Source organism: Aliagarivorans taiwanensis DSM 22990 (assembly GCF_000429505.1).
Lineage (GTDB): Bacteria > Pseudomonadota > Gammaproteobacteria > Enterobacterales > Celerinatantimonadaceae > Aliagarivorans > Aliagarivorans taiwanensis.
Window position 1 is genome coordinate 212,697 of record NZ_AUBZ01000002.1, and the last position, 25,678, is coordinate 238,374.

At 54.5% G+C, this 25,678-nt stretch carries 24 protein-coding genes; 18 read left to right on the forward strand and 6 right to left on the reverse strand.

The annotated features are described in order from the left end of the window. Nucleotides 1–26 precede the first annotated feature (26 nt). The gene (yrfG, locus tag G462_RS0102560) at nucleotides 27–704 is read right to left on the reverse strand and encodes a GMP/IMP nucleotidase (RefSeq protein WP_026957586.1); all 678 of its coding nucleotides are present in this window, start codon (nucleotides 702–704) and stop codon (nucleotides 27–29) included. 92 nt (nucleotides 705–796) lie between these two features. Between yrfG and nudE the strand changes: the two genes are divergently transcribed. The 4 genes from nudE to G462_RS0102580 all read left to right on the forward strand — a co-directional run bounded on the left by nudE (nucleotide 797) and on the right by G462_RS0102580 (nucleotide 3,534). Next, entirely contained in the window at nucleotides 797–1,351 is a 555-nt protein-coding gene (nudE, locus tag G462_RS0102565; RefSeq protein WP_026957587.1) for an ADP compounds hydrolase NudE, read from the forward strand. Further along, complete coding sequence (gene cysQ, locus G462_RS0102570) at nucleotides 1,348–2,178, forward strand: 3'(2'),5'-bisphosphate nucleotidase CysQ (RefSeq protein WP_245579520.1); 831 nt, start codon at nucleotides 1,348–1,350, stop codon at nucleotides 2,176–2,178. Before nudE ends, cysQ begins: the two co-directional genes overlap by 4 nt. Nucleotides 2,179–2,306: 128 nt before the next feature. Then, entirely contained in the window at nucleotides 2,307–2,723 is a 417-nt protein-coding gene (locus G462_RS0102575; protein WP_026957589.1) for a c-type cytochrome, read from the forward strand. Nucleotides 2,724–2,874: 151 nt separating this feature from the next. Then, nucleotides 2,875–3,534, forward strand: coding sequence for an HAD-IA family hydrolase (locus tag G462_RS0102580; RefSeq protein ID WP_026957590.1), 660 nt, complete (start codon nucleotides 2,875–2,877; stop codon nucleotides 3,532–3,534). 42 nt (nucleotides 3,535–3,576) lie between these two features. Here the strand turns inward: G462_RS0102580 and ylqF are convergent, their stop codons facing one another. Next, entirely contained in the window at nucleotides 3,577–4,503 is a 927-nt protein-coding gene (gene ylqF / locus G462_RS0102585; protein WP_026957591.1) for a ribosome biogenesis GTPase YlqF, read from the reverse strand. 310 nt (nucleotides 4,504–4,813) lie between these two features. On the opposite strand from ylqF, the gene G462_RS0102590 reads away from it, so the two are divergent. Continuing rightward, entirely contained in the window at nucleotides 4,814–5,458 is a 645-nt protein-coding gene (locus G462_RS0102590) for a hypothetical protein (RefSeq protein ID WP_157378537.1), read from the forward strand. A gap of 64 nt (nucleotides 5,459–5,522) precedes the next feature. Here the strand turns inward: G462_RS0102590 and gorA are convergent, their stop codons facing one another. Continuing rightward, the gene (gene gorA, locus G462_RS0102595) at nucleotides 5,523–6,872 is read right to left on the reverse strand and encodes a glutathione-disulfide reductase (RefSeq protein WP_026957593.1); all 1,350 of its coding nucleotides are present in this window, start codon (nucleotides 6,870–6,872) and stop codon (nucleotides 5,523–5,525) included. Between the two features lie 122 nt (nucleotides 6,873–6,994). Beyond that, nucleotides 6,995–9,040 carry an ATP-binding protein gene (locus G462_RS21555; protein WP_051326476.1) on the reverse strand — a complete coding sequence of 682 codons (2,046 nt, stop codon included), beginning with the start codon at nucleotides 9,038–9,040 and terminating at the stop codon, nucleotides 6,995–6,997. 166 nt (nucleotides 9,041–9,206) lie between these two features. Between G462_RS21555 and prlC the strand changes: the two genes are divergently transcribed. The 9 genes from prlC (at nucleotide 9,207) to glpG (ending at nucleotide 18,954) form a co-directional block, all read left to right on the forward strand. Beyond that, nucleotides 9,207–11,240 (forward strand): oligopeptidase A, encoded by a 2,034-nt coding sequence (gene prlC, locus G462_RS0102605; RefSeq protein WP_026957594.1) that lies wholly within the window; start codon nucleotides 9,207–9,209, stop codon nucleotides 11,238–11,240. A gap of 66 nt (nucleotides 11,241–11,306) precedes the next feature. Beyond that, a complete protein-coding gene (locus G462_RS0102610) occupies nucleotides 11,307–12,419 on the forward strand; it encodes a mechanosensitive ion channel family protein (RefSeq protein ID WP_026957595.1) in 1,113 nt (370 codons plus the stop codon). Nucleotides 12,420–12,845: 426 nt separating this feature from the next. After that, nucleotides 12,846–13,943, forward strand: coding sequence for a branched-chain amino acid ABC transporter substrate-binding protein (locus G462_RS0102615; protein WP_026957596.1), 1,098 nt, complete (start codon nucleotides 12,846–12,848; stop codon nucleotides 13,941–13,943). Between the two features lie 93 nt (nucleotides 13,944–14,036). Beyond that, the gene (gene livH, locus G462_RS0102620) at nucleotides 14,037–14,963 is read left to right on the forward strand and encodes a high-affinity branched-chain amino acid ABC transporter permease LivH (RefSeq protein WP_026957597.1); all 927 of its coding nucleotides are present in this window, start codon (nucleotides 14,037–14,039) and stop codon (nucleotides 14,961–14,963) included. Then, nucleotides 14,960–16,219 (forward strand): high-affinity branched-chain amino acid ABC transporter permease LivM, encoded by a 1,260-nt coding sequence (locus G462_RS0102625; protein WP_026957598.1) that lies wholly within the window; start codon nucleotides 14,960–14,962, stop codon nucleotides 16,217–16,219. Before livH ends, G462_RS0102625 begins: the two co-directional genes overlap by 4 nt. A 1-nt stretch (nucleotide 16,220) precedes the next feature. Further along, entirely contained in the window at nucleotides 16,221–16,985 is a 765-nt protein-coding gene (gene livG, locus G462_RS0102630) for a high-affinity branched-chain amino acid ABC transporter ATP-binding protein LivG (protein ID WP_026957599.1), read from the forward strand. Between the two features lie 9 nt (nucleotides 16,986–16,994). After that, nucleotides 16,995–17,696, forward strand: a complete 702-nt coding sequence (locus G462_RS0102635) for an ABC transporter ATP-binding protein (protein ID WP_026957600.1) — start codon at nucleotides 16,995–16,997, stop codon at nucleotides 17,694–17,696. Nucleotides 17,697–17,791: 95 nt separating this feature from the next. After that, complete coding sequence (gene glpE / locus G462_RS0102640) at nucleotides 17,792–18,112, forward strand: thiosulfate sulfurtransferase GlpE (protein ID WP_026957601.1); 321 nt, start codon at nucleotides 17,792–17,794, stop codon at nucleotides 18,110–18,112. Continuing rightward, the gene (gene glpG, locus G462_RS0102645) at nucleotides 18,109–18,954 is read left to right on the forward strand and encodes a rhomboid family intramembrane serine protease GlpG (protein WP_026957602.1); all 846 of its coding nucleotides are present in this window, start codon (nucleotides 18,109–18,111) and stop codon (nucleotides 18,952–18,954) included. Before glpE ends, glpG begins: the two co-directional genes overlap by 4 nt. Here the strand turns inward: glpG and G462_RS0102650 are convergent. Continuing rightward, nucleotides 18,932–19,336 carry a flagellar basal body-associated protein FliL gene (locus G462_RS0102650; protein WP_211234178.1) on the reverse strand — a complete coding sequence of 135 codons (405 nt, stop codon included), beginning with the start codon at nucleotides 19,334–19,336 and terminating at the stop codon, nucleotides 18,932–18,934. The two genes, glpG and G462_RS0102650, sit on opposite strands and share 23 nt — an antisense overlap. Nucleotides 19,337–19,488: 152 nt before the next feature. Between G462_RS0102650 and G462_RS24140 the strand changes: the two genes are divergently transcribed. Both G462_RS24140 and ubiA read left to right on the forward strand, forming a co-directional pair. After that, nucleotides 19,489–20,049 carry a chorismate--pyruvate lyase family protein gene (locus G462_RS24140; RefSeq protein ID WP_084404903.1) on the forward strand — a complete coding sequence of 187 codons (561 nt, stop codon included), beginning with the start codon at nucleotides 19,489–19,491 and terminating at the stop codon, nucleotides 20,047–20,049. Beyond that, complete coding sequence (gene ubiA / locus G462_RS0102660) at nucleotides 20,036–20,914, forward strand: 4-hydroxybenzoate octaprenyltransferase (RefSeq protein ID WP_035476507.1); 879 nt, start codon at nucleotides 20,036–20,038, stop codon at nucleotides 20,912–20,914. Before G462_RS24140 ends, ubiA begins: the two co-directional genes overlap by 14 nt. A gap of 4 nt (nucleotides 20,915–20,918) precedes the next feature. Here ubiA and plsB read toward each other — a convergent pair whose 3' ends face one another. Next, nucleotides 20,919–23,315: a glycerol-3-phosphate 1-O-acyltransferase PlsB gene (gene plsB, locus G462_RS0102665; protein ID WP_026957605.1), complete on the reverse strand. Its 2,397-nt coding sequence runs from the start codon at nucleotides 23,313–23,315 to the stop codon at nucleotides 20,919–20,921. Between the two features lie 215 nt (nucleotides 23,316–23,530). Here plsB and lexA point away from each other — a divergent pair, with 215 nt between their 5' ends. Together lexA and coxB are read left to right on the forward strand one after the other, a co-directional pair. Further along, a complete protein-coding gene (lexA, locus tag G462_RS0102670; RefSeq protein WP_026957606.1) occupies nucleotides 23,531–24,160 on the forward strand; it encodes a transcriptional repressor LexA in 630 nt (209 codons plus the stop codon). A gap of 446 nt (nucleotides 24,161–24,606) precedes the next feature. After that, nucleotides 24,607–25,671, forward strand: a complete 1,065-nt coding sequence (gene coxB, locus G462_RS0102675; RefSeq protein ID WP_084404896.1) for a cytochrome c oxidase subunit II — start codon at nucleotides 24,607–24,609, stop codon at nucleotides 25,669–25,671. Nucleotides 25,672–25,678: the final 7 nt, after the last annotated feature.

The window sequence follows — 25,678 nt, forward strand, 5'->3', positions numbered from 1 at the left end:
TCCCTTCGCCATACCTGGCCACTTACTTATCCGGATTGGTATAGCCCCACCATCAACTCGCGATAATCGTCGATCCCGATGTGGCGGCTCGCGGTATCTGCTGGGAGCGCTGGGCGTTTGGAATCGGGGTTGAGGATGGCAACCCGATGGGCAATGCCAAACTGGGCGGCCACGTCGAGCAGTGCTTGGTTGTCATCGATAAACAGGCTGCGCGCTGGCTCGAAGTGATGATGGCGCTGCAACTGGTGCCACAGCTCCAGTTCCTCTTTGGGCAGCTGGAACTGATGGGTGCTGTAGATGGCGTCGAGATGCTCGCCAAGGTTGGTGCGCTCCAGCTTAAGGGCCAGCCCATCGGGGTGGCAGTTGGTCACTAGCACCCGCTGTTTTCCGGCTTGTTTCAAGGCCACTAAAAACGCCTCGGCATGCTCTCGCCAGGCTATTTTCTCTTGTACTTCGCGTTTTAGCTGCATGATGTCTAAGCCGGTGTGTTCACGCCAGTGATCAAGGCAGTACCAGGTCAGTTTTCCAAGGTTTTGCTGGTAATCGGCATATAGCGCTTGCTGTGCCTGTTGCTCGCTGATTTGGTTAACTTCGGCATAGCGCCGTGGCAGGTGTTGCTGCCAGAAGTAATCGTCGTAGTGTAGATCGAGCAGGGTGCCATCCATATCTAGCAATACGGTATCAATGGTATTCCAATCGAGCATAAAACCGGCTTCTCCTTGAGGCTTTGCCACAGCAGTGTAACAATGAAAATGAATACCGCCACCCTGACTGTCGGGATCAGAAAAGGATAACAATGACAAAGCGAGTTGGGCCGAAACTTTTACACTCAGCGATCACCGCCCGCAGCCGATACTTTCAAGTAGAAGAGCTGCACCTGGAGTTTGCCAACGGCGAGCAGCGTGTTTACGAGCGGCTTGGGGGCTCTGGACGGGGCGCGGTAATGGTAGTGCCGGTCACCGATGACGGATATTTATTACTGGTGAAAGAATATGCTGCTGCAACCGAGCGTTATGAGCTAGGCTTTCCCAAAGGCTTGGTCGACCCGGGCGAGTTGCCCATCGATGCGGCCAATCGAGAGTTACAAGAAGAGATCGGTTTTTCGGCTGGACAGCTGGTGGAGCTCAGTGAACTGTCGGTAGCGCCCGGTTTTATGTCGGCGCAGATGAAGGTATTTGCCGCCAGTGGCCTAACGGCCAGCCGGTTAAAAGGCGATGAACCTGAGCCGCTAGAGCTGGTGCGGGTTCCGTTAGATCAGGCGTTTAGCCTGCTGCAGCGAGATGATTTTAACGAGGCGCGCAGTGTAGCCGCGCTGTTTTTGTACGAGCAATGGCACAGAGAACAGTCTTGAACAACCAGCAACATGATTTGGCTCAGTCGCTGCTGAGCAGCGCCTGTGAGATAGCCGAGCAGGCCGGAGACCTGATAAACAGCATCTACCAGCAAGGTGATTACCAGAGCGAGTGGAAATCCGACTCGACCCCGGTAACCAGCGCCGACTATGCGGCGCATCACTTCCTGCTTGAGCAACTAGAAAAGCTTACTCCCGATATTCCGGTGCTGTCAGAAGAACACGCCGCCATCCCCTTAGAAAAGCGCGCTCATTGGTCGCGTTATTGGCTAGTTGACCCGCTCGATGGCACCCAAGAGTTTGTTTCTGGTAGCGGTGATTTTGCGACCGAGCTGGCGCTGGTCGAGAACAACCAGCCGGTATTGGGCGTGGTCTACGGACCGGTGGTGGGCAAGCGCTACAGCGCAGTCAAGGGCCATGGTGCTAGCTTGCGTTTTCAAGGCAAAGAGCTGCCGATTCACAGCTCGCATTACGCCACAGCGCCTGAGCGTATTCGAGTCGCGACCAGCAGGGTACAGAACCCGGCCTTGCTGCAAGCCATCTTAAGTGGTGATTTTCGTTATCATCTCCAGCCCTTGGGCAGTGCCAGCTTAAAGAGTTGCTTGGTGGCGGAAGGGCTGGCTGATTGCTATATCCGTATTGGTCCAACCGGCGAATGGGATACCGGCGCGCCGCAGATTATCTTGCAAGAAGCCGGCGGCGACCTGTTCGATCTGCAGCTGCAAGCCCTTAGCTATAACCAGCGTGAGTCCTTGGAGAACCCCAACTTTATCTCCTTGGGGGATGCCTCACTGCCGTGGCACGAGATCCTTAAGCGCAATCATTAGTGCGGGTTTTTGCTACCTGGGTTTAACATATGCAAATACAATGGTTTAACCATTGAGGGTTGGTGTTATACTTGGCCCCAAATAACAGGGACGCACGGCCTAGCCGTGGATGTATAAGGAGAGACAAGGTGACGCAGTTGTTCAGGCCACTTCAATTTGTACTGAGCGTGTTGGCTGGCGCAGCAATCAGCCTAAATGCAATGGCTGTCGATATGTCTGACGAAGCCATTAGCGAGCGTATCAAACCCGTGGGTAACGTCTATCTCGATGGCGAGCTGGATATTGCCAAAGCCCCCGAAGCCAGTGCGGGTCCCCGCGATGGCGCAACCATCTACAATACCTTCTGTACTGCGTGTCATAGCACCGGTGTCGCAGGCGCGCCTAAGCGCGGCGATGCTGATGAGTGGGCGGCGCGTATGGGCAAAGGCGAAGACACGGTATTTGCGAACGCCTGGAACGGTATCAACGCGATGCCCGCCAAAGGTACCTGCGGTGATTGTAGCGAAGATGAAATCAAGGCAGCGATTGCCTACCTGACTCAGTAGTCGCTGATACCGCGAATCTGTTAAAGGCTCCTTTCGGAGCCTTTGTTGTTTCTGGCGCCGACAGAGACGCTTTAGTAATAGCTTGATTGCTGTTACTCAAGGCCGTGCAAGGTATAATCTTCGCAGTAACTAGAACCCGAGTGAGTAAGAAATGAAGTTCAAAGGCATCTTGTTTGATTTAGATGGCACCTTGGTCAACTCTATGGCCTCTGTTGAGCGCGCGTGGCGTGCCTGGGCCGGACGTAATGGCCTGGAAGCCGACTTTGTAATGGAGAACATTCACGGCCGCCCGGCGCGTGAATCGGTAGCGATGCTGCTCAAAGACTCCCATGAGATGGAAGTGAAGGGCGAGGCGATGTGGCTGGAGATGATGGAAGCCACTGACACCGACGATGTGGTGGCTGAACCGGGCGCATTAGCATTGCTGGACAAGCTCGCTGAGCTGGGCCTGCCATGGGCGATCGTAACCTCTGGCACTGACAAGGTGGCACGAGCGCGGATTAAGGCGGCGGGCTTGCCAGAGCCTAGCGTATTGGTCACCGCCAATCAGGTGGAGAAAGGCAAACCTGAGCCCGAGCCGTTCTTGCTTGGTGCGGAAAAGCTGGGCTTGGCAGCGCAAGACTGCTTGGTGTTTGAAGATTCTGCAGCGGGCGTGACCGCCGGTAAGGCGGCGGGTGCTAAGGTTGCTGCACTCACCGCGTACAGCAGCCAGCAAGAACTGCCTGAGGCGGATGCTTATCTGTCATCCCTTGAGCTTGCGGCGATCGAAGTGAGCGAGCAAGGCTTTGTGCTGCAGCAACTGAGCAGCTAGTTCTCTGCGCGCTTTAGGGCGTAGTAGATACGAGGGCGCAGCCTAACGGCGGCGCCTTTTCTTTTTCTTCTTACCGTTCTGCTCTTCTTCCTCGGCTTTGCGGGCCAGCATTTCATCCACCGCAGCTTGCTCGGTCACCGCCATCTCTGGGGTCTCCAAGGTGATCTGGCCGATAGTGCCGTCGCGCAACTCGTTGAGGATAATGGTTGCAACCTTAACAAAGTCGACATGGCCACCGCGTACTAAACAGCCGCGTTTCGCGCCGATCACTTCCATCAGCTCCACTTCATATTCAGGCAGCTCATCGAGCTGGTAGCGGGCTTTAAGTAGCTCAGGGTAGGCCCCAATTAGGTACTCGCAGGCAAAGGCTGCCACATCGTCGTAGTCCATGGCGGTGTCTTTCACCGCTCCGGTGGTAGCCAGACGGTAGCCACTGGCTTCGTTGTCGAACTTGGGCCAGAGGATCCCGGGGGTGTCCGACAGGATGATATTGCCTTCCAGCTTGATGCGCTGCTGCGCCTTGGTGACTGCGGGCTCGTTACCGGTTTTAGCGATGATGCGCCCCGCCAAGGTGTTAATCAGGGTCGACTTACCGACATTGGGGATGCCACAGATCATGGTGTGAATGGGCTTATCTACGGTGCCCTTGTTAGGCAACATGCTGCGGCACAGATCTAACAGTTGTTGGGTCTGGTTACCTTTGATGGTGCAGAGCGGAATGGCGCGCACGCCTTTCTCTTGCTCCAAGTGCTGGCGCCAGCGCTCGGTGAGCTCAGGGTCCGCTAGATCGCTCTTGTTCAGCACTTTGATACAAGGGGTATCGCCCCGCAGCTTGTGGATCAGCGGGTTCTCACTGCTGAAGGGGATACGCGCATCCAGCACTTCGATAACCAGATCGATCTTGGGCATCACCTCTTTGATCTGTTTCTGAGCCTTGTGCATATGGCCCGGATACCATTGAATTGCCATCTGTTCCCCCGATTCGAGTGATACTCTTCATCTCAGTGAGTGGTTCTGTTGGCAGTTAACCACAGGTGATCGCCAAAGATAATAGCAAGGAGATATCACCCTAATTAAGCGCCGACTCACTACAGCTATCATAGGCGGCAGTGAAAAATCTCGGCATCTGGCCTGCGTGCCGACTGAGTGCGAGTGTGTTTGAAAACGCGCCATTGTACTTGAAGGGCGAACAATCTGCAGAGTTTATTGCCACATCCCCGATCCCTGATTAGAGTTATAGATGAATAACCCAGTGGCTCAAGGACTTATGGACAAGGACATGTCAAATAGTGTGGCCGAAGACTTGGAAAGAGAAGACCTCGATCTCAAGCATCGCAAGGAATATCACAAATCTCGACACTTCCACTATAAAAAGCGCTACCGTCATGCGCGGCGCTTCTTCTGGTACTTTATCGCGGCACTGATTCTACTGTTGGTGATGCTAGTGTCGGTGGCGATCCTCTACAGCAAAGTCAAAGCTGAACAACAGCAGCTACAGGCGGTGCTGAGAAACTTGGAGAAGGCCGACCAACAAATGGCGCTGTTATCCCAGCAGCTCAGTGAGTCGCGGGTGCAAAACTATCTGCTGACCAAGGAGCGTTATCCGCAGCTGCGCTTGCTCGAGCACAATCAACTATTGCCAGTCGATTACGCCGGGATCACCTCGGTGATGTTTAGCAATGAAAACAGTGGGCTAAGCTCCGTCTACTTGAATTACCAACTGTTACTTGAAGAGCAGCTTGAGGGGAATCTCAACTTGGTATTGTTAGGCGATGATGTGCAGGTGATCCAACGCTTTGCTATCGATGTGAGCAAGCACGACGAAGACAATCCGATGCTGTTGCAGGGTAAGTTGCGTTTGAGTACTGAGGGGGAGACGGTTCGCTATTTTCGCTTCGAGCAGAATAGTGATGAGTCTGACTAGTTGTTAAGAGCTGGTGGTGAAACGGGCAATAAAGCGGAGCTAGGGCTCCGCTTTATTGTTGAAGCTAGCGAAGCGTCACAAACTCTTCAGCGCTAGTCGGGTGGATCGCCACACAGGCGTCGAAATCGGCCTTGGTGGCACCCATCTTCATGGCTACGCCGAAGCCTTGTAGGATCTCATCCATTCCCAAGCCAATACCATGCAGGCCCACGACTTTTTCGTTTGGTCCAGCGCAGATCAGCTTCATCTTGGTGACTTGGCGGTGGCGGGTCACCGCGGTGTACATGGCACCAAAGCTAGAGTTGTACACCTTCACGTTCTGCTCGCCGTACTCGGCAATCGCTTCTGGTTCGGTCAGGCCGATGGTGCCGATGGCGGGGTGACTGAATACCACGGTGGGGACTAATGAGTAGTCCATCTTGGCATTGCTCTGGCCGTTGAACAGACGCTCGGAGAGCAAGCGACCGGCTTTAACTGCCACCGGGGTCAGCTCAATCTTGCCGATGTTATCGCCCACTGCATACACGCCCGGCGCGCTGGTGTTGGAGTACTCATCGACTTCGATATAGCCCCACTGATTGGTTTTCACCCCTGCGCTGTCTAAGTTGATCGCATCGGTGGCGGGCTCACGGCCAATCGCCCAGATCAAGCAGTCCACGGTCAGGCTGTTGCCGTTTTCGAAGGTGACAAGTAGGTCGCCATCGGATAGTTGCTCTACAGATTTGGGTACATGGTTGGTGTGCAGCGTAGGGCCGTGTTCAGCCATTAGCTCTACTAAGGTCTCACTGAGCATCGGGTCGAAGTTACGTAGCGGGCTGTGTTTGCGTACCGCCAGATGGGTATCTGTACCGAGTGCGTGTAGCACCCCTGCCAGTTCTACGGCGATGTAACCCGCGCCGATAACCAAGGCGCTCTTGGGTTGCTGTTGCAGGGCAAAGAATCCATCTGAGTCGATACCCAGCTCAGCGCCTGGAATGGAAGGAATGCTCGGGCGGCCACCGGTGGCAATCAGGATATGCTTGGCGCGGTAGAGCTCGCCATCTACTTCCACGGTGTTGCTGTCCACAAAGCGGGCAAAGCCATTGATCAGGGTGATGCCGTTGTTGGCCAACACGCGGTCGTAAGAGCCATGAATCCGTTCGATGTAGGCTTCACGGCTTTTCACCAAGGTGGCCCAATCAAACTTGTTTACCGACACATCGAAGCCATAGTCTTCGGCATAGAGGTGGATGGCCTCGGCCACTTGGGCGCCAAACCACATGGCTTTCTTCGGTACACAACCGACGTTAACGCAGGTGCCGCCCACGTGGCGAGCCTCAATCAGGCCGACTTTTTGGCCGTGCATCGCAGCGCGGTTTGCAGAGGCAATACCACCGCTTCCAGCACCAATACAGAGATAATCGAATTCAGTCATCTAGCTGCTCCTTAATTAGTGGCACTAGTATAAACGCAAGTCGTGGCGAGATGCGCGAGGAATTGATCCCCATCAATCCTTGATGATGATTTCGGCATCAACAGCGGCCCTGATTGAGCCGCTTAGATGCGAAATTCCTCGGGGTCGATATCCGACTTTGGTTCAGGCTCGGGTTTTTCTGCCTGATAAGGCAGGCGGATGGAGAAGTGCACCCCTTTGTCGGGCTCACTTTCGAAGGCGATATAGCCTTTGAGTAGCTGCACCACCAAGTTGTAGACGATATGGGTACCCAGCCCACTGCCGCCTTGGCCACGCTTGGTAGTCACGAAGGGGTCGAAGATCCGGTTAGCCAGCTCGGGTGGCACTCCGCAGCCGCTATCGCGGTAGTCGATCAACAGCTGCTCGTTCTCGCGTACGATGGAGATGGAGATCTTGCGCTCGCCCTCCCAGTTGTTAAAGGCATGGGTGACCGAGTTGATGATCAGGTTGGAGTATATCTGGGTAAAGCTGCCGGGGTAGCTATAGAGCTCGAGTTGGCGGTCGCAGTCTACCACTACCTCGGTATTGGCACGCTTGAGCTTATGGCCAAGTGAGGTGATCACCTGATGGACATTCTCGCTGAGATTAAAGGTGTAGCAGGCCTCGGAGCTTTGATCGACCGCCACCTGCTTAAAGCTGCTGATTAAGTCAGAGGCGCGTCGCAGGTTGCTTAGCAGCAGCTCAGAGCTTTGGTTAAGGTTCTCGATGAGATCCTCCATAAAGCTACGACTGAGTTTACCGCTGCTGACGTTCTCTTCCAGCTGCTTGCTCTGCTCTTGCAGGTAGGAAGCGGCGGTTACGCTGATACCGATGGGGGTGTTGATCTCATGGGCCACACCCGCCACTAGGCTACCCAGCGAGGCCATCTTCTCTGCCTCCACCAGGCTTTGCTGGGCGTTCTTGAGCTTGTCGAAGGCGCTGGCTAGCTGGCGGTTACTCTCTTCCAGTTTTTCGGTGCGCACTTCCACCTTGTGCTCCAGCTCGTCATTGAGCTGCTTGATCTCGTTCTCCACCTGTTTGAGCGGCGTGACGTCGTAGCCAAAGGCGATCATCCGGGCGACTTCGTTGCCCTCGTAGAAGGGCACAAAGGTCCAGATCAGGGTGTATTGGGTATCGTTTTGATCGCTAAGGGTTAGCTCTTGGTCTTCAATCACCCTCAGCTGGCGCAGCTCGTCCTCGATAAAGTCGCGCTTGTTGGCATCGACAAACACGCTCAGCCAGCTCTGGCCGACTAGCTCAGCCTGATGGAAGCCGGTAAGCATCACCCCGGCCGGGTTGACGTTGATAATGTCGAGGTGGTTGTCCAGCGTCACGATAATCGCGTTACTGGCATTAATAATGGTGGCCGAGAAGTCACGCTCTTTTTCTAGCTGCTCGGTGGCCTTGAGTCGTTGTTCGAACTCGTGATTGATCTTAAAGGTCATCTGGTTGAGGGTATTAACCAGCTCACTAAGCTCATCGTTGCGGGTACGGCCGTGACCGAGTTCCAGTGGCGCGCCCAGATTATCTAAATCAAGGTTACGGGTGTATTCCACAATGGTGTTGAGGTGGCGCACAATCACGTAGTAGATGATAAACAGGATCACAATCGAGACCACCAGGGTCTTGATGGTCTGGCTGATCAGGATCAGCATGGCCTTTTCCCACAGCCGCTTATAAACCTGATCCAGAGAGGCGGCCACAAACAGCTTACCAACCAACTCGCCTTGATAACTCAGCTCAAACTCCTGCTGCAGGTCGTAGCGCTCGGAGGAGCGGCCGCGCGCTAATAAAGGTACTTCCGAGCTACCGAGGATCTCTTTAACCAGCACGTACTGCATATTCGGCAGATTCATAATCCCTTCAATCTGCACCTGTACCTGCTCTTCATCGAGGTTCCACAAACTGGCTGCGATGGGCTGCAGAAAGCTCACCTCGATCTGGGCGATGCTGTCCTTAATCACTTTTACATCTTGGCGGTAGTCGTAGCGTAGCTGGATAAGGGTAATGACCAGCGCCAGCAGGGTGGAGCAGATCAAGATATAGGAAAGCATCCGTAGTGAGAGGCTGTTGGTTCCCTTGTTCAGGGCCAGTTTTTTGATGAGGCTGGTTTGGTCTTCTGGAACCAGATCATGCTCGGTGTGCTCCATTCACCCGTCCTTGCTTCGTGCTGTGGAGTTGTAGTTATGCTTATCGCAATCATAGTCCAAACGCTCACTATGTAAACTGGCTAAGTGATTAGCCGACTTGAATTTCTTGGTGTAAACCCGCATCTTTTTAGTTTGTCCGCCAAGTTGGCCAGCCCAAGGAATTCAAATGAGCAACCCATTACTCTGTATTACCGGATTACCGCCTTTTAGCGAGATTAAACCTGAGCATGTTAAACCTGCTGTAGAGCAAGCGATTGCAGACTGCCGCGAGGTGATCGAGCAGGTAGTGGCAGAGGCCGAGCCTAGCTGGGAGAACCTGATCCTGCCGCTGGACGAAGTGAACGACAAGCTGAGCCGCTTGTGGTCGCCGGTCAGCCATATGAATGCGGTGGTCAACAGCAAGGAGCTACGCGAGGCCTATGAGTCTTGCTTGGGCATGCTGTCTGAGTACTCCACCTTTGTCGGCCAGCATAGCGGCCTGTATCAGGCCTACGAGAAGCTGGCGGCCAGTGAGGCCTTTGCCGCCTACTCGCCAGCCCAGCAGAAATCCATCGACGATGCCCTACGCGATTTTAAACTGTCGGGGATTGCTCTAGAGAGCGACAAACAGCAGCGCTATGGCGAGATTGTGGCGCGTCTATCGGAGCTTAGCTCCAGTTTCTCTAACAATGTGCTCGATGCTACCGTCGCCTGGCAAAAACAGGTTGCTGATGAAGCCGAGCTGGCTGGCCTGCCAGAATCAGCGCTGGCTGCCGCCAAGCAAGCCGCAGAGCTGAAAGAGCTCGACGGTTACCTGCTGACGCTGGAGTTCCCCAGCTATCTGGCGGTGATGACCTACGCCGATAAACGCGAGCTGCGCGAAGAGGTGTACCGCGCCTTCTGTACCCGCGCGTCGGAAAACGGTCCGCATCAAGATCAGTACGACAACACCGCCATCATTGAAGAAGAGCTGGCCCTGCGCCAAGAGCTGGCTGCGCTACTTGGCTTTGAAAGCTACGCGCACAAATCTCTGGCCACCAAGATGGCAGAATCCCCTGAGCAGGTGCTGGGCTTTCTAGAAGACCTCGGCAAACGCTCCAAGCCACAAGCCGAGCGAGAGCTAGCTGAGCTGCTGGCCTTTGCCAAGCAAGAGCATGGTGTGGAGGAGTTGGCCGCCTGGGATATCGCTTACTATGGCGAGAAGCTCAAGCAGCATACCTACTCTATCTCCGATGAGCTGCTACGCCCTTACTTCCCTGAAGATCGGGTACTGAGCGGCCTGTTCGAAGTAGTTAAGCGCCTGTTCAAGGTTGAGGTGAAAGAGCGCCAAGGCGTGGATAGCTGGCATGACGATGTGCGCTTCTTCGAGCTGTTCGATGAGAACGGTGCGCTGCGCGGTAGCTTTTACCTAGACCTGTATGCCCGCGAGCACAAGCGCGGCGGCGCCTGGATGGATGAGTGCATTGGCCGCCGGGTCGACGCGCAAGGTCAGGTGATCCTGCCGGTGGCCTACCTGACTTGTAACTTCAACAAGCCAGTGGGCGATAAGCCAGCGCTGTTCACCCACGACGAAGTAGTCACCTTGTTCCACGAATTTGGCCATGGCATCCACCATATGCTTACGCAAGTGGATGTGGCTGCGGTGTCGGGCATCAACGGTGTGGCCTGGGATGCGGTTGAGTTGCCAAGCCAGTTCCTCGAGAACTGGTGCTGGGAAGAGCAAGCGCTAGCGTTTATCTCTGGCCACTATCAAAGCGGTGAGCCGCTGCCTCACGAGCTGCTTGAGAAGATGCTGGCAGCCAAGAACTTCCAGTCGGCGATGATGATGGTGCGCCAGCTAGAGTTCGCAATTTTTGATTTCGAGCTGCATGCCCAGAGTGCGCTGCAAGGTTCGGTGCAGGAGTATCTGGACAAGGTGCGTGAGCGCGTGGCGGTAATCATCCCACCGGCGTTTAACCGCTTCCAGAATAGCTTTAGCCACATCTTTGCCGGTGGCTATAGCGCGGGTTACTACAGCTACAAGTGGGCTGAAGTGCTATCGGCGGATGCCTTCTCACTATTTGAAGAAGAGGGGATCTTCAACCCAGACACCGGCCGCTCGTTTATGCAGAATATCTTGGAGAAAGGTGGCTCAGAGAAGCCGATGGCCTTGTTCAAGGCCTTCCGTGGTCGCGAACCCGAGGTTGATGCGTTGCTGCGTCACAGCGGAATTAGCGCCTAGGTAACAGCTTTGCCGCTGCGCAGGTACGGTGCAGCGGCTGCAATACAGGGAAGAAGGACCCGCAAAATGGAAGAGCTCTATCAGTGGTTGGAGCAACAAACCACATACCTGGAAACCAGTAATTGGCTGGTTGATGTTTCAGTCGTGTTATCCATCACCGTAGTGGCTTTCGTGGCTTGGCGCATGCTCGCGTCACGCTTAGAACGGTTGGCTGCAGGCACTCGCTACCGGTGGGATGAAGCCGTATGGTTCGCCCTGTGGAAGCCGATCAACTGGTTGATTGCAGTAGTGGGCCTGTCGCTGGTAGCGACGGTGTTCGCCAAGCAGTTAGACCCAGACGTCGCCCAGTTAATACCATTTAGCCGCAAGATTGCGGTGGTGATGATGCTAACTTGGGCCGCGCTGCGCTTTATTCGTAAGGCCGAGCAGGTGTTGGTGAACGAGCAGCATCGTGACCAAACCACGGTATTGGCCGTAGGCAAGCTGCTGCGGGCATCAGTGGTTATCCTGATGCTGCTGGCGGTGATGCAGATCCTCGGTTTTAGCATCTCTGGTGTGCTGGCCTTCGGCGGTATGGGTGGTCTGATTGTCGGTATGGCGGCAAAAGATCTGCTGTCGAACTTCTTTGGCGCGCTGATCATCTATCTGGACAAGCCCTTCAAGGTGGGCGACTGGGTGCGCTCGCCGGATCGCAGCATCGAAGGCACCGTCGAGAACATCGGCTGGCGGGTCACTCGCATTCGTACCTTCGACAAGCGCCCGCTGTATATCCCCAATGCGATCTTCTCCAGCATTGTGGTGGAGAACCCGAGCCGAATGAGCCACCGCCGAATCAAAGAGACCATCGGTATCCGCTACGGCGATGCCGCCAAGATGCAGGTGATTGTTGAGCAGGTCAAACAGATGCTGGAGCAGCATCCGGAGATAGATACGACGCAAACCCTGATGGTCAACTTCGATGCCTTCGGTCCGTCCTCGCTGGATTTCTTTATCTATACCTTCACCAAAACCACCAACTGGGTGAAGTACCATCAGGTGAAACAGGACGTGCTGAATAAAATTGTCGCCATCGTTGAGGCCCATGGCGCTGAGTTTGCCTTCCCAACGCGCACCTTGCATGTGGTAGCGGAGGGTGCTGAGCAAAGCCTTAACTCGCAACTAAGCAGTGTGGGTGAATAACTATTCGTTTTACTTGCGTATGTTTATGATGCATTAGTGAATGTTCTGGCGATTCTTTGGCCATGTAAGAGCATTATGCTGGGTTTGGAAGAGAATCCCTTAAATTCGGGGGACTAAACCCAGCAAATTGGATGAATGTATAAAATAACGACAAGATTTTTCAATGCTGCGCAAATGGCAGTGCAATGTGCTGTCAAAGCATGACATCGTTCTAAAACCCCTCTGAATATCCTTCAAATGACAGTGATTAACTGGGCGTGAATAGTCACATCCTCTGCCTGCCCGACCCCGCTAGCTTGTGTCGTTATCCGCTATTGAGGTAAAACAGAGCTGTAATAACAACGACACAATGGCTAGCGCTGTGCCCTTTTGGTAGCCAGCGACTCGCCGTATCGCAAACACAATCTACGTTACATGGAGCGAACGATGAATAAATGGAAGACCTGTGTCTTAGCCTCGGCGGTATCGGCTGCTTTACTTGGAGCGGGCGCTGCGAACGCCGCTACCGTTAAAGTGGCGGTTGCAGGCCCGGTAACCGGCCCTGTTGCTCAGTATGGTGATATGCAATTCGCCGGTGCTGGCATCGCTCAAGACTTACTTGATGGCGAAACCAAGCTGGAAGTCGTGGTTTACGATGATGCCTGTGAGCCTAAGCAAGCGGTCGCGGTAGCCAACAAGATCATCAATGACGGCATTCAATACGTAATCGGCCACCTGTGTTCAGGTGCCACCCAGCCAGCTTCTGACGTATACGAAGACGAAGGTGTGCTGATGATTACTCCAGCAGCAACCAGCCCTGACATTACTGCTCGTGGCCACGAGCTGGTGTTCCGCACCATCGGCCTGGATAGCGACCAAGGCCCAACCGCAGCACGCTACATTCTGACCAGCGTTAAGCCATCAAAAGTAGCGGTTATCCACGATAAGCAGCAGTACGGTGAAGGTATCGCCACCTCGGTGAAGCAAGAGCTGGAAGCGGCTGGCACCGAGGTTGTTGCCTTTGAAGGTGTGACTGCCGGTGACAAAGACTTTTCAGCCCTTATCGCCAAGCTTAAGCGCTTGAACGTTGATTTCGTTTACTACGGTGGCTACCACCCTGAGCTGGGCCTGCTGTTGCGTCAGTCTTATGAGCAAGGTTTGGAAGCGCGTTACATGGGCCCCGAAGGCGTAGGTAACAAAGATATCTCGGCGATTGCCCAAGAAGCCTCTGAAGGCCTGCTGGTTACCCTGCCTAAGAAATACGACCTGGTTCCAGCGAACGCCCCAATCGTCGATGCGCTGAAAGCCAAGGGTGAAGACCCAACTGGCCCATTCGTATGGACCGCCTATGCCGCAATGCAGGCGATTCAAGCGGGTGTCACTGCGGCGGGTGATGACCCAGAAGCCGTGGCTGAATACCTACGCGCTAACACTGTGGATACCGTCATGGGCCCTCTGCAGTGGGACGATAAAGGCGACCTGAAAGGGTTCGACTTTGGCGTGTTCAGCTGGCACGCCGATGGCACCTCTTCGGTGGCTGAGTAACCTCCAAGCAGCGCCCGCTTAACGCGGGCGCTGTCCTGTTCTATATGCAACAGTATCCGCTACCGTACGGCTACCTTGCAGTTTGGATGAACCATGTCTGAGCAACTTTTTTATTTTCTACAGCAGCTAACTAATGGCCTGACCATTGGTAGCACTTACGCCTTGATCGCGATTGGCTATACCATGGTCTACGGGATTATCGGCATGATTAACTTCGCCCACGGCGAGGTCTACATGATTGGCTCCTACGTCTCGTTTATCGTATTGGCCGGTCTGGCGATGCTGGGGATTGATGCCTTACCGGTGTTAATCGCAGGCGCCTTTATTATCAGTATGATTGTCACCAGCGTGTATGGCTGGAGTATCGAAAAGATCGCCTATCGCCCGGTGCGTGGTGGTAACCGTTTGATTGCCCTTATCTCGGCAATCGGTATGTCGATCTTTCTACAGAATTTAGTGCGCTTGGCACAGGGCAGTCGCGATATTGCCATGCCGCGCATGATTAAAGGTGGCTGGACCTTCGGCTCGGAAGCCGGTTTCCAGTGGAGCATCTCCTATATGCAGCTGGTGATCTTCGCGGTCACCTTTGCGGCGATGACCGCGCTGACCCTGTTTATCTCCCGCTCTCGGATGGGCCGTGCTTGTCGCGCCTGTAGCGAAGATATCTCGATGGCCAACCTGCTGGGCATCGACACCAACCGGGTGATCTCACTGACCTTCATCATCGGTGCCGCACTGGCAGCAGTGGCCGGTGTACTACTGGGCATGTACTACGGCGTGATTAATCCTTACATCGGCTTTATGGCTGGCCTGAAGGCCTTTACCGCAGCAGTATTGGGCGGGATTGGCTCAATCCCCGGGGCCGTGCTAGGTGGCTTGCTGCTGGGCATCACCGAGGCGATTACCGCGGGTTATTTCAGTACCGAATATAAGGATGTGGTCTCCTTCGGCTTACTCTGTTTTGTTCTGTTGTTTATGCCGACTGGCATACTCGGTAAGCCTGAGGTGGAAAAAGTATGAGTAAGCAAGTAATTGTTAATGCGCTGATTTCTGCTGTTACCTTCCTGGTGCTGGCGGGTTGGCTGTTGGGCATTTCGATGCAAGCGGAGCCGGGCGGTGTACAACTGGTGTTTGCCGAGCCATCACACCTGCACTGGCTGTGGGGCGGTATGGCGGCGGTGTTCTTTGGCCAGCTATTCCTGCCTAATCTGTTTGGTAAGCTGCGAAGTGGCGTGAGTGCTAATAAGCCGAGCTTCAAACTGCCGAGTATGGACCGTAAAGGTGGCAACCTTATCGCCTGCTTTGTGTTGGCCGGTGCGATTATCTGGCCGTTTATGGTGAGCCGTGGCTCGGTGGACTTGGCGACCTTGACCCTGATCTACGTGATGCTCGGCTTGGGCCTAAACGTGGTGGTGGGCCTCGCCGGTCTGCTGGATTTGGGCTACGTGGGCTTCTACGCGGTTGGTGCTTATAGCTATGCGCTACTGGCTGCTGAAGGCTGGGGTTTTTGGACCTGTCTGCCTATCGCTGGTGCGATGGCGGCGCTGTTTGGCTTCCTGCTGGGCTTCCCGGTATTGCGGCTGCGGGGCGACTATCTGGCGATTGTGACCCTCGGTTTTGGTGAGATTATTCGTCTATTGCTGAACAACCTCACCGAGCTCACCGGTGGTCCGAATGGGATCAGTGGTATCGCCAAACCCACCCTGTTTGGTCTGGAGTTTAACCGCAAGCTCAAAGATGGCGGTTTCGATACCTTCCATAACTTCTTTGATATCTCCTACAACTCCCAGTACAAGGTGATCTTCCTATACCTGATGGCGCTGTTGCTGGTGGTGCTGACGATTATCGTGATCAACCGCCTGCTACGTATGCCAATTGGTCGCGCCTGGGAGGCCTTGCGGGAAGATGAGATCGCTTGTCGCTCATTGGGCCTCAGCCCCACCGTGGTGAAACTGAGTGCCTTTACCATTGGCGCTGCCTTTGCCGGTTTTGCCGGTAGCTTCTTTGCGGCGCGTCAGGGCTTTATCAGTCCAGAGTCGTTCACCTTTATCGAGTCGGCGATCATTCTGGCGATTGTGGTACTTGGCGGTATGGGCTCGCAGATCGGGGTGATTCTCGCCGCGATCATGATGACGGTACTGCCGGAGCTGGCGCGTGAGTTTAACGAGTACCGGATGCTGATGTTCGGTTTGATGATGGTGTTTATGATGATTTGGCGCCCACAGGGGCTGTTGCCAATGAGCCGTCCCCACATGCAGCTAAAGCAGGAGGCCTAAGATGAGTCTATTACTCGATGTAACCGGCCTAACCATGCGCTTTGGTGGTCTGTTGGCAGTGGACAACGTGGCCTTGCGCCTACACGAAAAAGAAGTGGTATCGGTGATCGGCCCCAATGGCGCCGGTAAAACCACGGTGTTTAACTGCCTGACTGGCTTCTACCAACCGACCTCCGGGCAGATCGTTTATCGCGGCGAGCATTTAGAGGGCATGAAGGGCCATCTGATTGCTCGCAAAGGCATTGTGCGTACCTTCCAGCATGTTCGCTTGTTCAAGGACATGACAGTGGTTGAGAACCTGCTGGTGGCGCAGCATCGCCATCTGGATACTAACTTCTTTTCGGGCCTGCTTAACACCAAGCGTTTTCGTAAGAGTGAGCGCAGCGCACTGGAGTTCGCCAAGTACTGGCTCGATAAGGTGGGGCTAACCGAGTTTGCCAACCGTAAGGCCGGCAACTTGGCCTATGGCCAGCAGCGCCGCTTGGAGATTGCCCGCTGTATGGTCACCCGCCCTGAGATCTTGATGCTGGACGAGCCGGCTGCCGGCCTAAACCCGCGTGAAACGGAAGATCTGGATCGGCTGATTCTGGAGTTGCGTGACCAAGAAGATGTCTCGATTTTGCTGATTGAGCACGACATGAAGCTGGTGATGGGCATCTCCGATCGCATCTACGTGGTAAACCAAGGCTGTCCGCTAGCTGATGGTACGCCGGAGCAGGTGCGTAATAACCCCGAGGTGATCAAAGCCTATCTGGGCGAGTTCTAGGAGAGGACGATGTTAGAGTTTAAGAATGTGTCCACTCACTATGGACAGATCCAGGCCCTGCACGACGTGAATATGTCGGTATCAAAGGGTGAGATTGTGAGCCTTATCGGTGCCAACGGCGCCGGCAAGACCACCTTGCTGATGACCCTGTGTGGCGACCCGAAAGCCTCCAGTGGTGAGGTACTGTTTGAAGGTAAGAACATTACCCGCGAAAGCACCCACCAGATCATGCGTGGCGATATCGCCATCGTGCCGGAAGGTCGTCGTATCTTCTCGCGCTTAACCGTGGAGGAGAACCTGCATATGGGCGGCTTCTTTGCCACTAAAGAGCAGGTGGAGGAGCGCATCGAGGAGGTGTATCAGTTGTTCCCACGCCTGAAAGAGCGAATCAGCCAGCGCGCTGGCACCATGTCTGGTGGTGAGCAGCAGATGTTGGCGATTGGCCGCGCACTGATGAGCAACCCTCGCTTGCTGCTGTTGGATGAGCCATCACTAGGGCTAGCGCCGATTATTATTCAGCAGATCTTCGATATTATCGAAAGCCTGCGCGAGCGCGGTATGACCATCTTCCTGGTGGAGCAGAATGCTAACCAGGCACTACGCTTGGCCGATCGCGGCTATGTGCTGGAGAATGGCCGGATCGTGCTGGAAGACAGCGGCGACAATCTGCTGGTCAACGAAGAGGTACGTAAGGCCTACCTCGGCGCGTAATCCTTCCCCGGATTCTCACCCTGACAAAGCAAGCTTCGGCTTGCTTTTTGTTTAGCCCTACCGTTACATTGGGCGAAAATCCTGTTGGAGCTAACATGCAAGAGATTGCTCAGATCGCGCCGCTTGAGGCGCTTAAAATGATGGAAGAACGCGGTGCTTGGTTGGTAGATATTCGCGACCCGCAATCCTTTGCTCAAGCCCACCCTCGGGGAGCCTTTCACCTTAGTGATGGCAGCTTGGTCGCGCTGATGCAGCAAACCGAGTTCGAAACGCCACTGATCGTGATGTGTTACCACGGCATATCCAGTGTTGGCGCCGCTCAATACCTGCATCATCAGGGCTATGAAGAGGTGTATAACCTGCAAGGTGGCTTCGAGGAGTGGCGTAAAGTGGCTGAGGTGGAGCAGGGCGAGTGAAGCAGTTAGTAGTACTGGGCAATGCCCGCATGGCCCAAGCCTTTATTGATTATCTGGCGACCATCCATATCGAATGTAAGTTAGCGCCTGCCGGTGACGGTGTGGCTATCTGGCTGGTTAACGACGAACAATACCAGCAGGCAGATGCTGAGCTGCAGCAGTTTATGCAGAACCCGAATGATCAACGCTACCACGCGGCCTCCTGGCAGACTGGTGATCACAGTAAGGTCCGCTTCCGCTACGGTGGCCAGAATAGTTTTATCAGCAATATCGTGGCCCACGCTGGCCCGGTTACGTTGAGCGTGCTGGTGGCGGCTGTGGCGATATACGTGTTGATGAACATTGGCTTTCAAAACCTGCTGTTCAACAACCTGCGAATTACCGACACACTGGAACAGTTGCTGTCGCTGGAGTTTTGGCGTGCCATCACCCCGATTTTCCTGCACTTCTCAATAGTCCATATCGCCTTTAACTGTCTGTGGTGGTGGCAACTGGGCGGTGAGATTGAGCAGCGCTTAGGCAGCCAGAAGCTGCTGCTAGTCACCTTGGTGGCGGCGGTAATTCCCAATGTCGCACAACTACTGGCGGCTGGGCCTTTGTTCGGTGGTTTGTCTGGGGTGGTCTATGCGCTGCTGGGATATATCTGGTTTACCGGGTGGCTGAATCCACGTGTGGGCTTGTCGGTGAGCCCGTCGATTGTCGGCTTTATGCTGCTGTGGCTGGTGTTTGGCTTTATGAATGTGATCGGCCCGCCGATGGCCAACCTGGCTCACCTGTTTGGCTTGCTGGTTGGTTGTGGGCAGGCGCTAATCGATAAGGCTACTGATAAAGGTACTTCGTAAACAGTAGGTTATTGACCATCTTACGGCCTGTCTCTTGAACCAGCAGGTCGTTGACCACTTCCAGGCAGCGGCGGCGGATCTCTTCCCGTCCATCCAGTGAGCGAATATCGTCGTAGTCTTGCTTGCCAAGTATCTCGATAATGGCATCACGGATCAGCGGGGAGTGGTGCTCGATATGGGTCAGGTTCGACTCGTTGTCCACCATCACTTCCACCGTGACTCGAACATAGCCTAGCTTGCGTCCTTTATTGATGTAGTTGGTGATAATGTCTGGCTCGAAGGCAAAGTAGGCGTAACCTCCGGCTGGCGCGGCGGGTTCTGCCTGAGCGCCAAGCGCCACAAGCAATGCCAGACTGGCCAGAAGGTTGGAAAGTAACTTCATCACGCTGATCCCTTTGAAATTTGCAACTATTGTTGATGTTAAACTTATTCCGGTCAAGGCTTGGCGCGGCGTAACGCGTTTCGCATCTTGTTTGCTTGCCGGTTTACTTCTGCGTTTTAGATCCGAGATAATGCCTGAAGGATTAGTCACGGATGTTATATGTGAAAAGGCGTTTTATTCCACAACAGGGACTTTGGTATGCAGCAGGATCGGCGTTGGAGCTCCCTTCTACAATTCAGCCCTGGCTACTTGATATCGGCTCGCTGACTGCTCGCCTTAAGCAATGTTGTGATAATTTTCAGGTCGAGATCCTCAATCAGGATTATGCCGAGATTAGCGCGGATGAACAGCAAGCGCTAGGTGTGGATGGCCCGTACTGGGTTCGTGAGGTTTTGCTCAAAGGCAATCAACAGCCTTGGGTGTATGCGCGCAGTATCGTTCCCCAAACTAGCCTGGATGGCGAGGCCGCCCAGATCCTCGAGCTCAACTCGCAACCCTTAGGTGAGCTGTTGTTCTCCCACCCAGATAGTGAACGCCAGGAGTTGGAGCTAGCCTTGTTACCGCCGCACTCGTTGCCCGATTCCCTGCAGGTTCAGCAGCGGGTATGGGCGCGCCGCTCCCGTTTCTTGTTGGCCAGTTGTCCGTTGTTAGTATCAGAAGTGTTTTTGCCCGATTGCCCAGTGTTTCCGGAGGCGCAGCATGCTGAGTGTTAGCGGTCGCATTCAACCCTATTGGCAGCTGATGCGGGCCGACAAGCCGATTGGCACCTTGTTGTTGCTGTGGCCGACCTTGTGGGCCCTATGGCTGGCAGCCGCCGGTGAGCCGCCGCTGCAGGCCTTGGTGATCTTCTCGCTGGGGGTGTTTGTGATGCGCTCGGCGGGTTGCGTGATTAATGATTACGCCGACCGCAATATCGACGGCAAGGTAAAACGCACTAAGGCTCGGCCGCTGGCCTCGGGACAGGTGAGTGAGAAGGGCGCGCTGGCGCTGTTCGCTGTTCTGGTGGTGATCGCCTTTGTATTGGTGTTAAACCTTAACCTGTTAACCATACAACTGTCGGTGATGGCGCTAGTGCTGGCGGCGCTGTATCCGTTTATGAAGCGGGTGACACAACTGCCACAGCTGTTTTTGGGCCTGGCCTTTAGCTGGGGGATCCCGATGGCCTTCACCGCGGTTCAAGAACAGATCCCGGCCTACGCCTGGTGGTTGATGCTGGCAAATATTTGCTGGGTGGTGGCCTACGACACCATGTATGCGATGGTCGATCGCGACGACGACCTGAAGATTGGCGTGAAATCCACCGCGATCCTGTTTGGTCGCTTCGATAAGTTGGCGGTTGGCGTATTGCAGGCCTTGAGCCTGGTATGCCTCGCTGTCGTTGCTCATCTAAGCGAGCTGGGTATGGCCTTTCATGTTGCGTGGTTAGCGGCGGCTGTGCTGTTTGTCTACCAACAGGCGCTGATCCGTTTTCGCGAGCGCGATGCCTGCTTTAAGGCTTTTTTGAACAATAACTACGTGGGGCTGGCTATCTTTGCTGGAGTTGCCAGCCACTATCTGTGGCTGGCGATAAGCGCATAAGCGGTTAGGGGTTTAGAAGCTCGTTGATCGAGTCATAAACCCCGGCTGCCAATAGTGGCGCTAGCTGATCGTAGAGGGCTTGCGCGCTCTCTGGTCGGTTATCCAGATAGCCCTGCTCTTTGAGTAAGCTAATCAGCTTGCTGAATACCTTCTTATCGTAGTATTCCGGTGCGTTCACCTTGTGTAGCTGTGACAGGCTCTGGCAGCAGGCCGCAGTTTGCTTCTCCAGCTCGCTGCGTTCCAGCTCTGGCTGGTGCACTGCTAAGGCTGCCACGACCGCGTAACGGTGCAGGCTTTCTTGTGCCAGCGAGGCCAGCAGCGCGACGCGGCCACGGCGGTGTTGCGCCAGCTGATAGCCTTGCTCGGTCGCTTCCAGCAGCTTCATCTTGGTGAACTGCTCTAGATAACGCTCCACCAAATCCGGAATGTCTTCTGCTTGGTAGTGCATATACAGCTCACCTTGCAGCAGCGGATAGAGCTGGGCGACCAACTCGACCACCGCCTGCTTGCTTAGCCTGCGCTGTCGCAGCATCGCAGTGGCGATCAGGGCAGGAATAATCAGCAAGTGGATTACGTTGTTGCGATAGAAGCTCTGCAGTACCTGCTCTTTCTCATTGAGTGAGATGATGCTGCCAAGGGATGCTTCTTCAACCTCAAACTTACCCAGCGATAGCGCATGTTCGAGCAGTTCTCCCGCCTCTTCTTCAGGCAGCGAGCTGTGTTCGCTGTAGGGCATTGCACGAAGCAGGTCGAGATAGAGTTGCATCTGCTTGGTGAGCTGTTGGCGTGGCAGGTTGTAGTTCTCGGATACGGTTAGCACCGACGCGGCTAAGCACAGGCCATTCACGGCTGCAGCGCTGTTGATGTTGACCATCAACTGGTCGGCAATCTGATTGACCGACGGCACCAGCCAGGCAGGGCGATCCTCACCACTATTGATGCTGTCACGCCACTCTGGGGCCAGTTGGTTGAGCATCTGGTTGACGTTAATCGGCTCACCGAAGTTCACATAGCCATTACCGAAGTTGCGCAACTTACGCAAAATGGTGAACAGCGAGAAGATCGACTCTTTCTCTTTCTTCTTACCTTTGAGCTCTTTGTAATAGGTGCTCACTTCCATCACGTGCTCATAGCCAAAGTAGATTGGCACGATGGTTACCGGGCGGTCCAGGCCGCGCAGCATGGCTTGCACTGTCATTGCCAGCATGCCGGTTTTCGGTGGCAGCAAGCGGCCAGTGCGCGAGCGGCCACCCTCGGTGAAGTACTCCACCGAGTAGCCACGGGCAAACAGGTGGTTGAGGTACTCGCGGAACACGATCGAGTAGAGCTTGTTGCCTTTGAAGCTACGGCGGATAAAGAACGCACCACCACGGCGGAAGATCGGGCCGGCAGGCCAGAAGTTCAGGTTAATACCGGCGGCGATATGCGGCGGCATCATCCCTTGGTGATACAACACGTAGGACAGCAACAGGTAGTCCATGTGGCTGCGATGGCAGGGGGCAAACACGATCTCATGGCCTTCTTGGGCCAGCTTGCGCACCGCTTCGGCATTGTTCACCGAGATGCCTGAGTAGATCTTGTTCCACACAAAGCTCAGCACACCATCGCCGGCACGCAGCATTTGATAGGAGAAGTCGGTGGCGATCTCGTCAAGGTAGCGCTGGGCTTTTTGCTGGGCCAGATTGAGCTCAATATTACTGGCGGCAGCTTCGTCGCGGATCGCTTGGCGAATCACTGGAGAGGCTAACAGCTGCTCGAACAGGTGGCGACGGTTAGGCAGTTTCGGGCCGGTGGCGATGTGCTGCATACGCGAGAAGTGAATGCGCGCCACCCGGGCGAGTTTGTGTCCGGCACGTTGGTCGGCGCCTTGGCGCTGGGCCATCTCTCGCATCGAAACGGGCTGGCTGAAACGCACTAAGTTCTCGCGCCCCTTAAACAGAATCTGCAAAATCTTGCGTAACTTGCCCGGCGGCTTGGGATACTTACCGGTCACGATATCGTCAAGCTTTTCACGGCCCGGGTAGCGATCCCAGAACAGTTTTACCGGCAGCAGTTGGGCGTCGTGGCTATCGTCTTGCTGGTGGACCTCCAGCGCGCTGGTGAAATCGCGCACGGTCTCTGGCAGAGTCTCGCCAAGGTTGTCCATCAGGTAGTGAACCCGTTTGTAGGACTTACCGGCGAAGATCTGTGGCTCGAGCGGGTCGGGCATGCCTAAGTTCTTACAGGCAATCTGCAGGGTGAGTAAGTCGGAAACCGATGCGTGCGGGATCACGTAGATAATCGGCTGCTCTAAGTCGAGCTGGAATTCTTCAATCGGGTTTTGCGGAACTACTTTACCGCGGGTCAACCAGCGAATCATTGTTCTGAGGATAAACAGAACAGCAGCGGGCAGTCGTGACATGAGGATCTTCAATGGTGTATTCAGTTGCCGCAATGTTAGCAGAAATCTGCCAGTGCTTCTTTGCCTGGATCATGAATGCTGTATGAATCGTCACCGGAATTAGACGATTCGCTAAGATCCCAAAACGTGTTGATTAAGTTGCACAAAAACTAAGCTTGCCTCGCTGAAAATACTGGATATACTAACAGTGTGCTGTATAAACTTACAGGTGAGCAATGAAGCCCTTAACCCCCCGACAAACCGAAGTCTACGAACTGATCAAACGCCATCTTAACGATACCGGTATGCCGCCGACCCGCGCAGAGATCGCCAGGGAGTTGGGCTTTCGTTCCGCCAACTCAGCCGAAGAGCACTTGCGCGCCTTGGCCAAGAAAGGGGTGATCGAGATGATTCCCGGTGCATCCCGTGGGTTGCGCCTGGTGGACGACGAGCCTGAAGGGGCTATCTCTGAGCAGTTAGGGCTGCCCTTAGTCGGGCAAGTTGCAGCCGGTGAGCCCATCTTGGCCCAGCAGCATGTTGAGTCCCACTACCAAGTCGATCCTAGCCTGTTCCACCCTTCGGCAGATTTCTTGCTGCGGGTGCAAGGTATGAGCATGAAGAACATCGGCATCATGGATGGCGACCTCCTGGCAGTGCACAAAACCCAGACTGCGCTGAACGGTCAGGTGGTAGTAGCGCGACTAGATGACGATGTGACGGTGAAACGCTTTGAGCGCAAAGGCAACAAGGTGATGCTGCATCCTGAGAATGAAGACCTTTCAACCATCCACGTCGACTTGGAATACCAAGCGCTGGAAATCGAAGGCTTGGCTGTTGGTGTGATTCGTAACAGCGACTGGATGTAACGCCTATCATCGCAGGGTCTGGTTAAGACTCTTCTTCTACAAAGGGCCCGCTGCGGCCCTTTTTGTTTGCCAAAACACGCCTTCTCTCCCTAATCCCGCTTTTTTCTCTGATATACGCGTTTTGCTGGTCACTTCACCTTTACTCCGACCAGATCAAAAATAATTAACAATAGATTTACAATTGCTTAGCCTTGTGGCTACTTTAATAAAGTAAAGTGTTTGCTTTTTGTTCAATGAGAAGAAAAGGCAGCATTCTGAGCACCTAAATAGCAACACTCTCCCTTCAATGCAGCACGTTACACCAGAACCCAAGGTGGAAGGGCGTTTTAAGCAGGTTTGGATCAATTAAAGGAAGTCGTAGCATTGCACAGGAGCGCAACGTGACCCGATGTATTCAGTTATTGCTTTTATTGGCTAGCTCGCCGGCGGCGCTTGCCGAAGGAGGTATGTCCTACAACCTTCGGCCGGGCGTGACCGCCATCAGTCAACAGGTGTATGGCCTGCACATGACCATCTTCTATATCTGCTGCGCCATCGGTGTGGTGGTATTTGGCGCCATGTTCTGGGCGATTATTCATCACCGCAAGTCTAAGGGCGCCAAGCCAGCCAGCTTTCACGAGAGCACCAAGGTAGAGATTGTCTGGACAGTTATCCCCTTCCTGATCCTTATTGGAATGGCGATTCCGGCTACTAAGACTTTGCTAGCGATGGAAGACCCATCCAATGCCGACCTCACCGTGCAGGTCACCGGCTCCCAATGGAAGTGGCACTACAAGTACTTTGACTACGAGCTGGAGTACTACAGCCTACTGGCATCCGATCAAGACGAGATCACCGGCAAGCGGGCGAAGCGTGAAAACTACCTGCTCGAGGTGGACCGTCCCTTAGTGCTGCCGGTTGGCAAAAAAGTACGCTTCCTGATGACCTCTGAGGATGTCATCCACTCTTGGTGGGTACCCGATTTTGCGGTGAAAAAAGATGCCAACCCAGGCTTTATCAATGAGGCATGGACTATTATCGATGAGCCGGGGATCTACCGCGGTCAATGTGCCGAGCTTTGCGGCAAAGACCACGGCTTTATGCCGGTGGTGGTGATTGCCAAAGAACAAGACGAATTCGACCAGTGGATGGCTGAGCAGCAACAAGCCTACCAGCAAGCCAAACAAGAAGAGCAGGCGCTGCTGGCCATGACGATGGATGAGGCTGAGCTGATGTCGGTGGGCAAGCAGGTCTACGACAAACACTGCGCTGCCTGTCACCAAGCCAACGGCGAAGGCCTACCCGGAGTATTCCCGGCGTTAAAAGACAGCCCGATCGCCCTAGGTGATGTAGATGCGCATATCGACATCATCGTTAACGGCAAGGCGGGAACGGCGATGCAAGCCTTTGGTAAGCAACTGACATTGAAAGAGATTGCCGCGGTAACCACCTACGAGCGCAATGCTTGGGGCAATGATACTGGCGACTTGGTGCAGGCCAAGGATGTGGCTGCATTAAAGGGACAGGAGTAAGGAGATC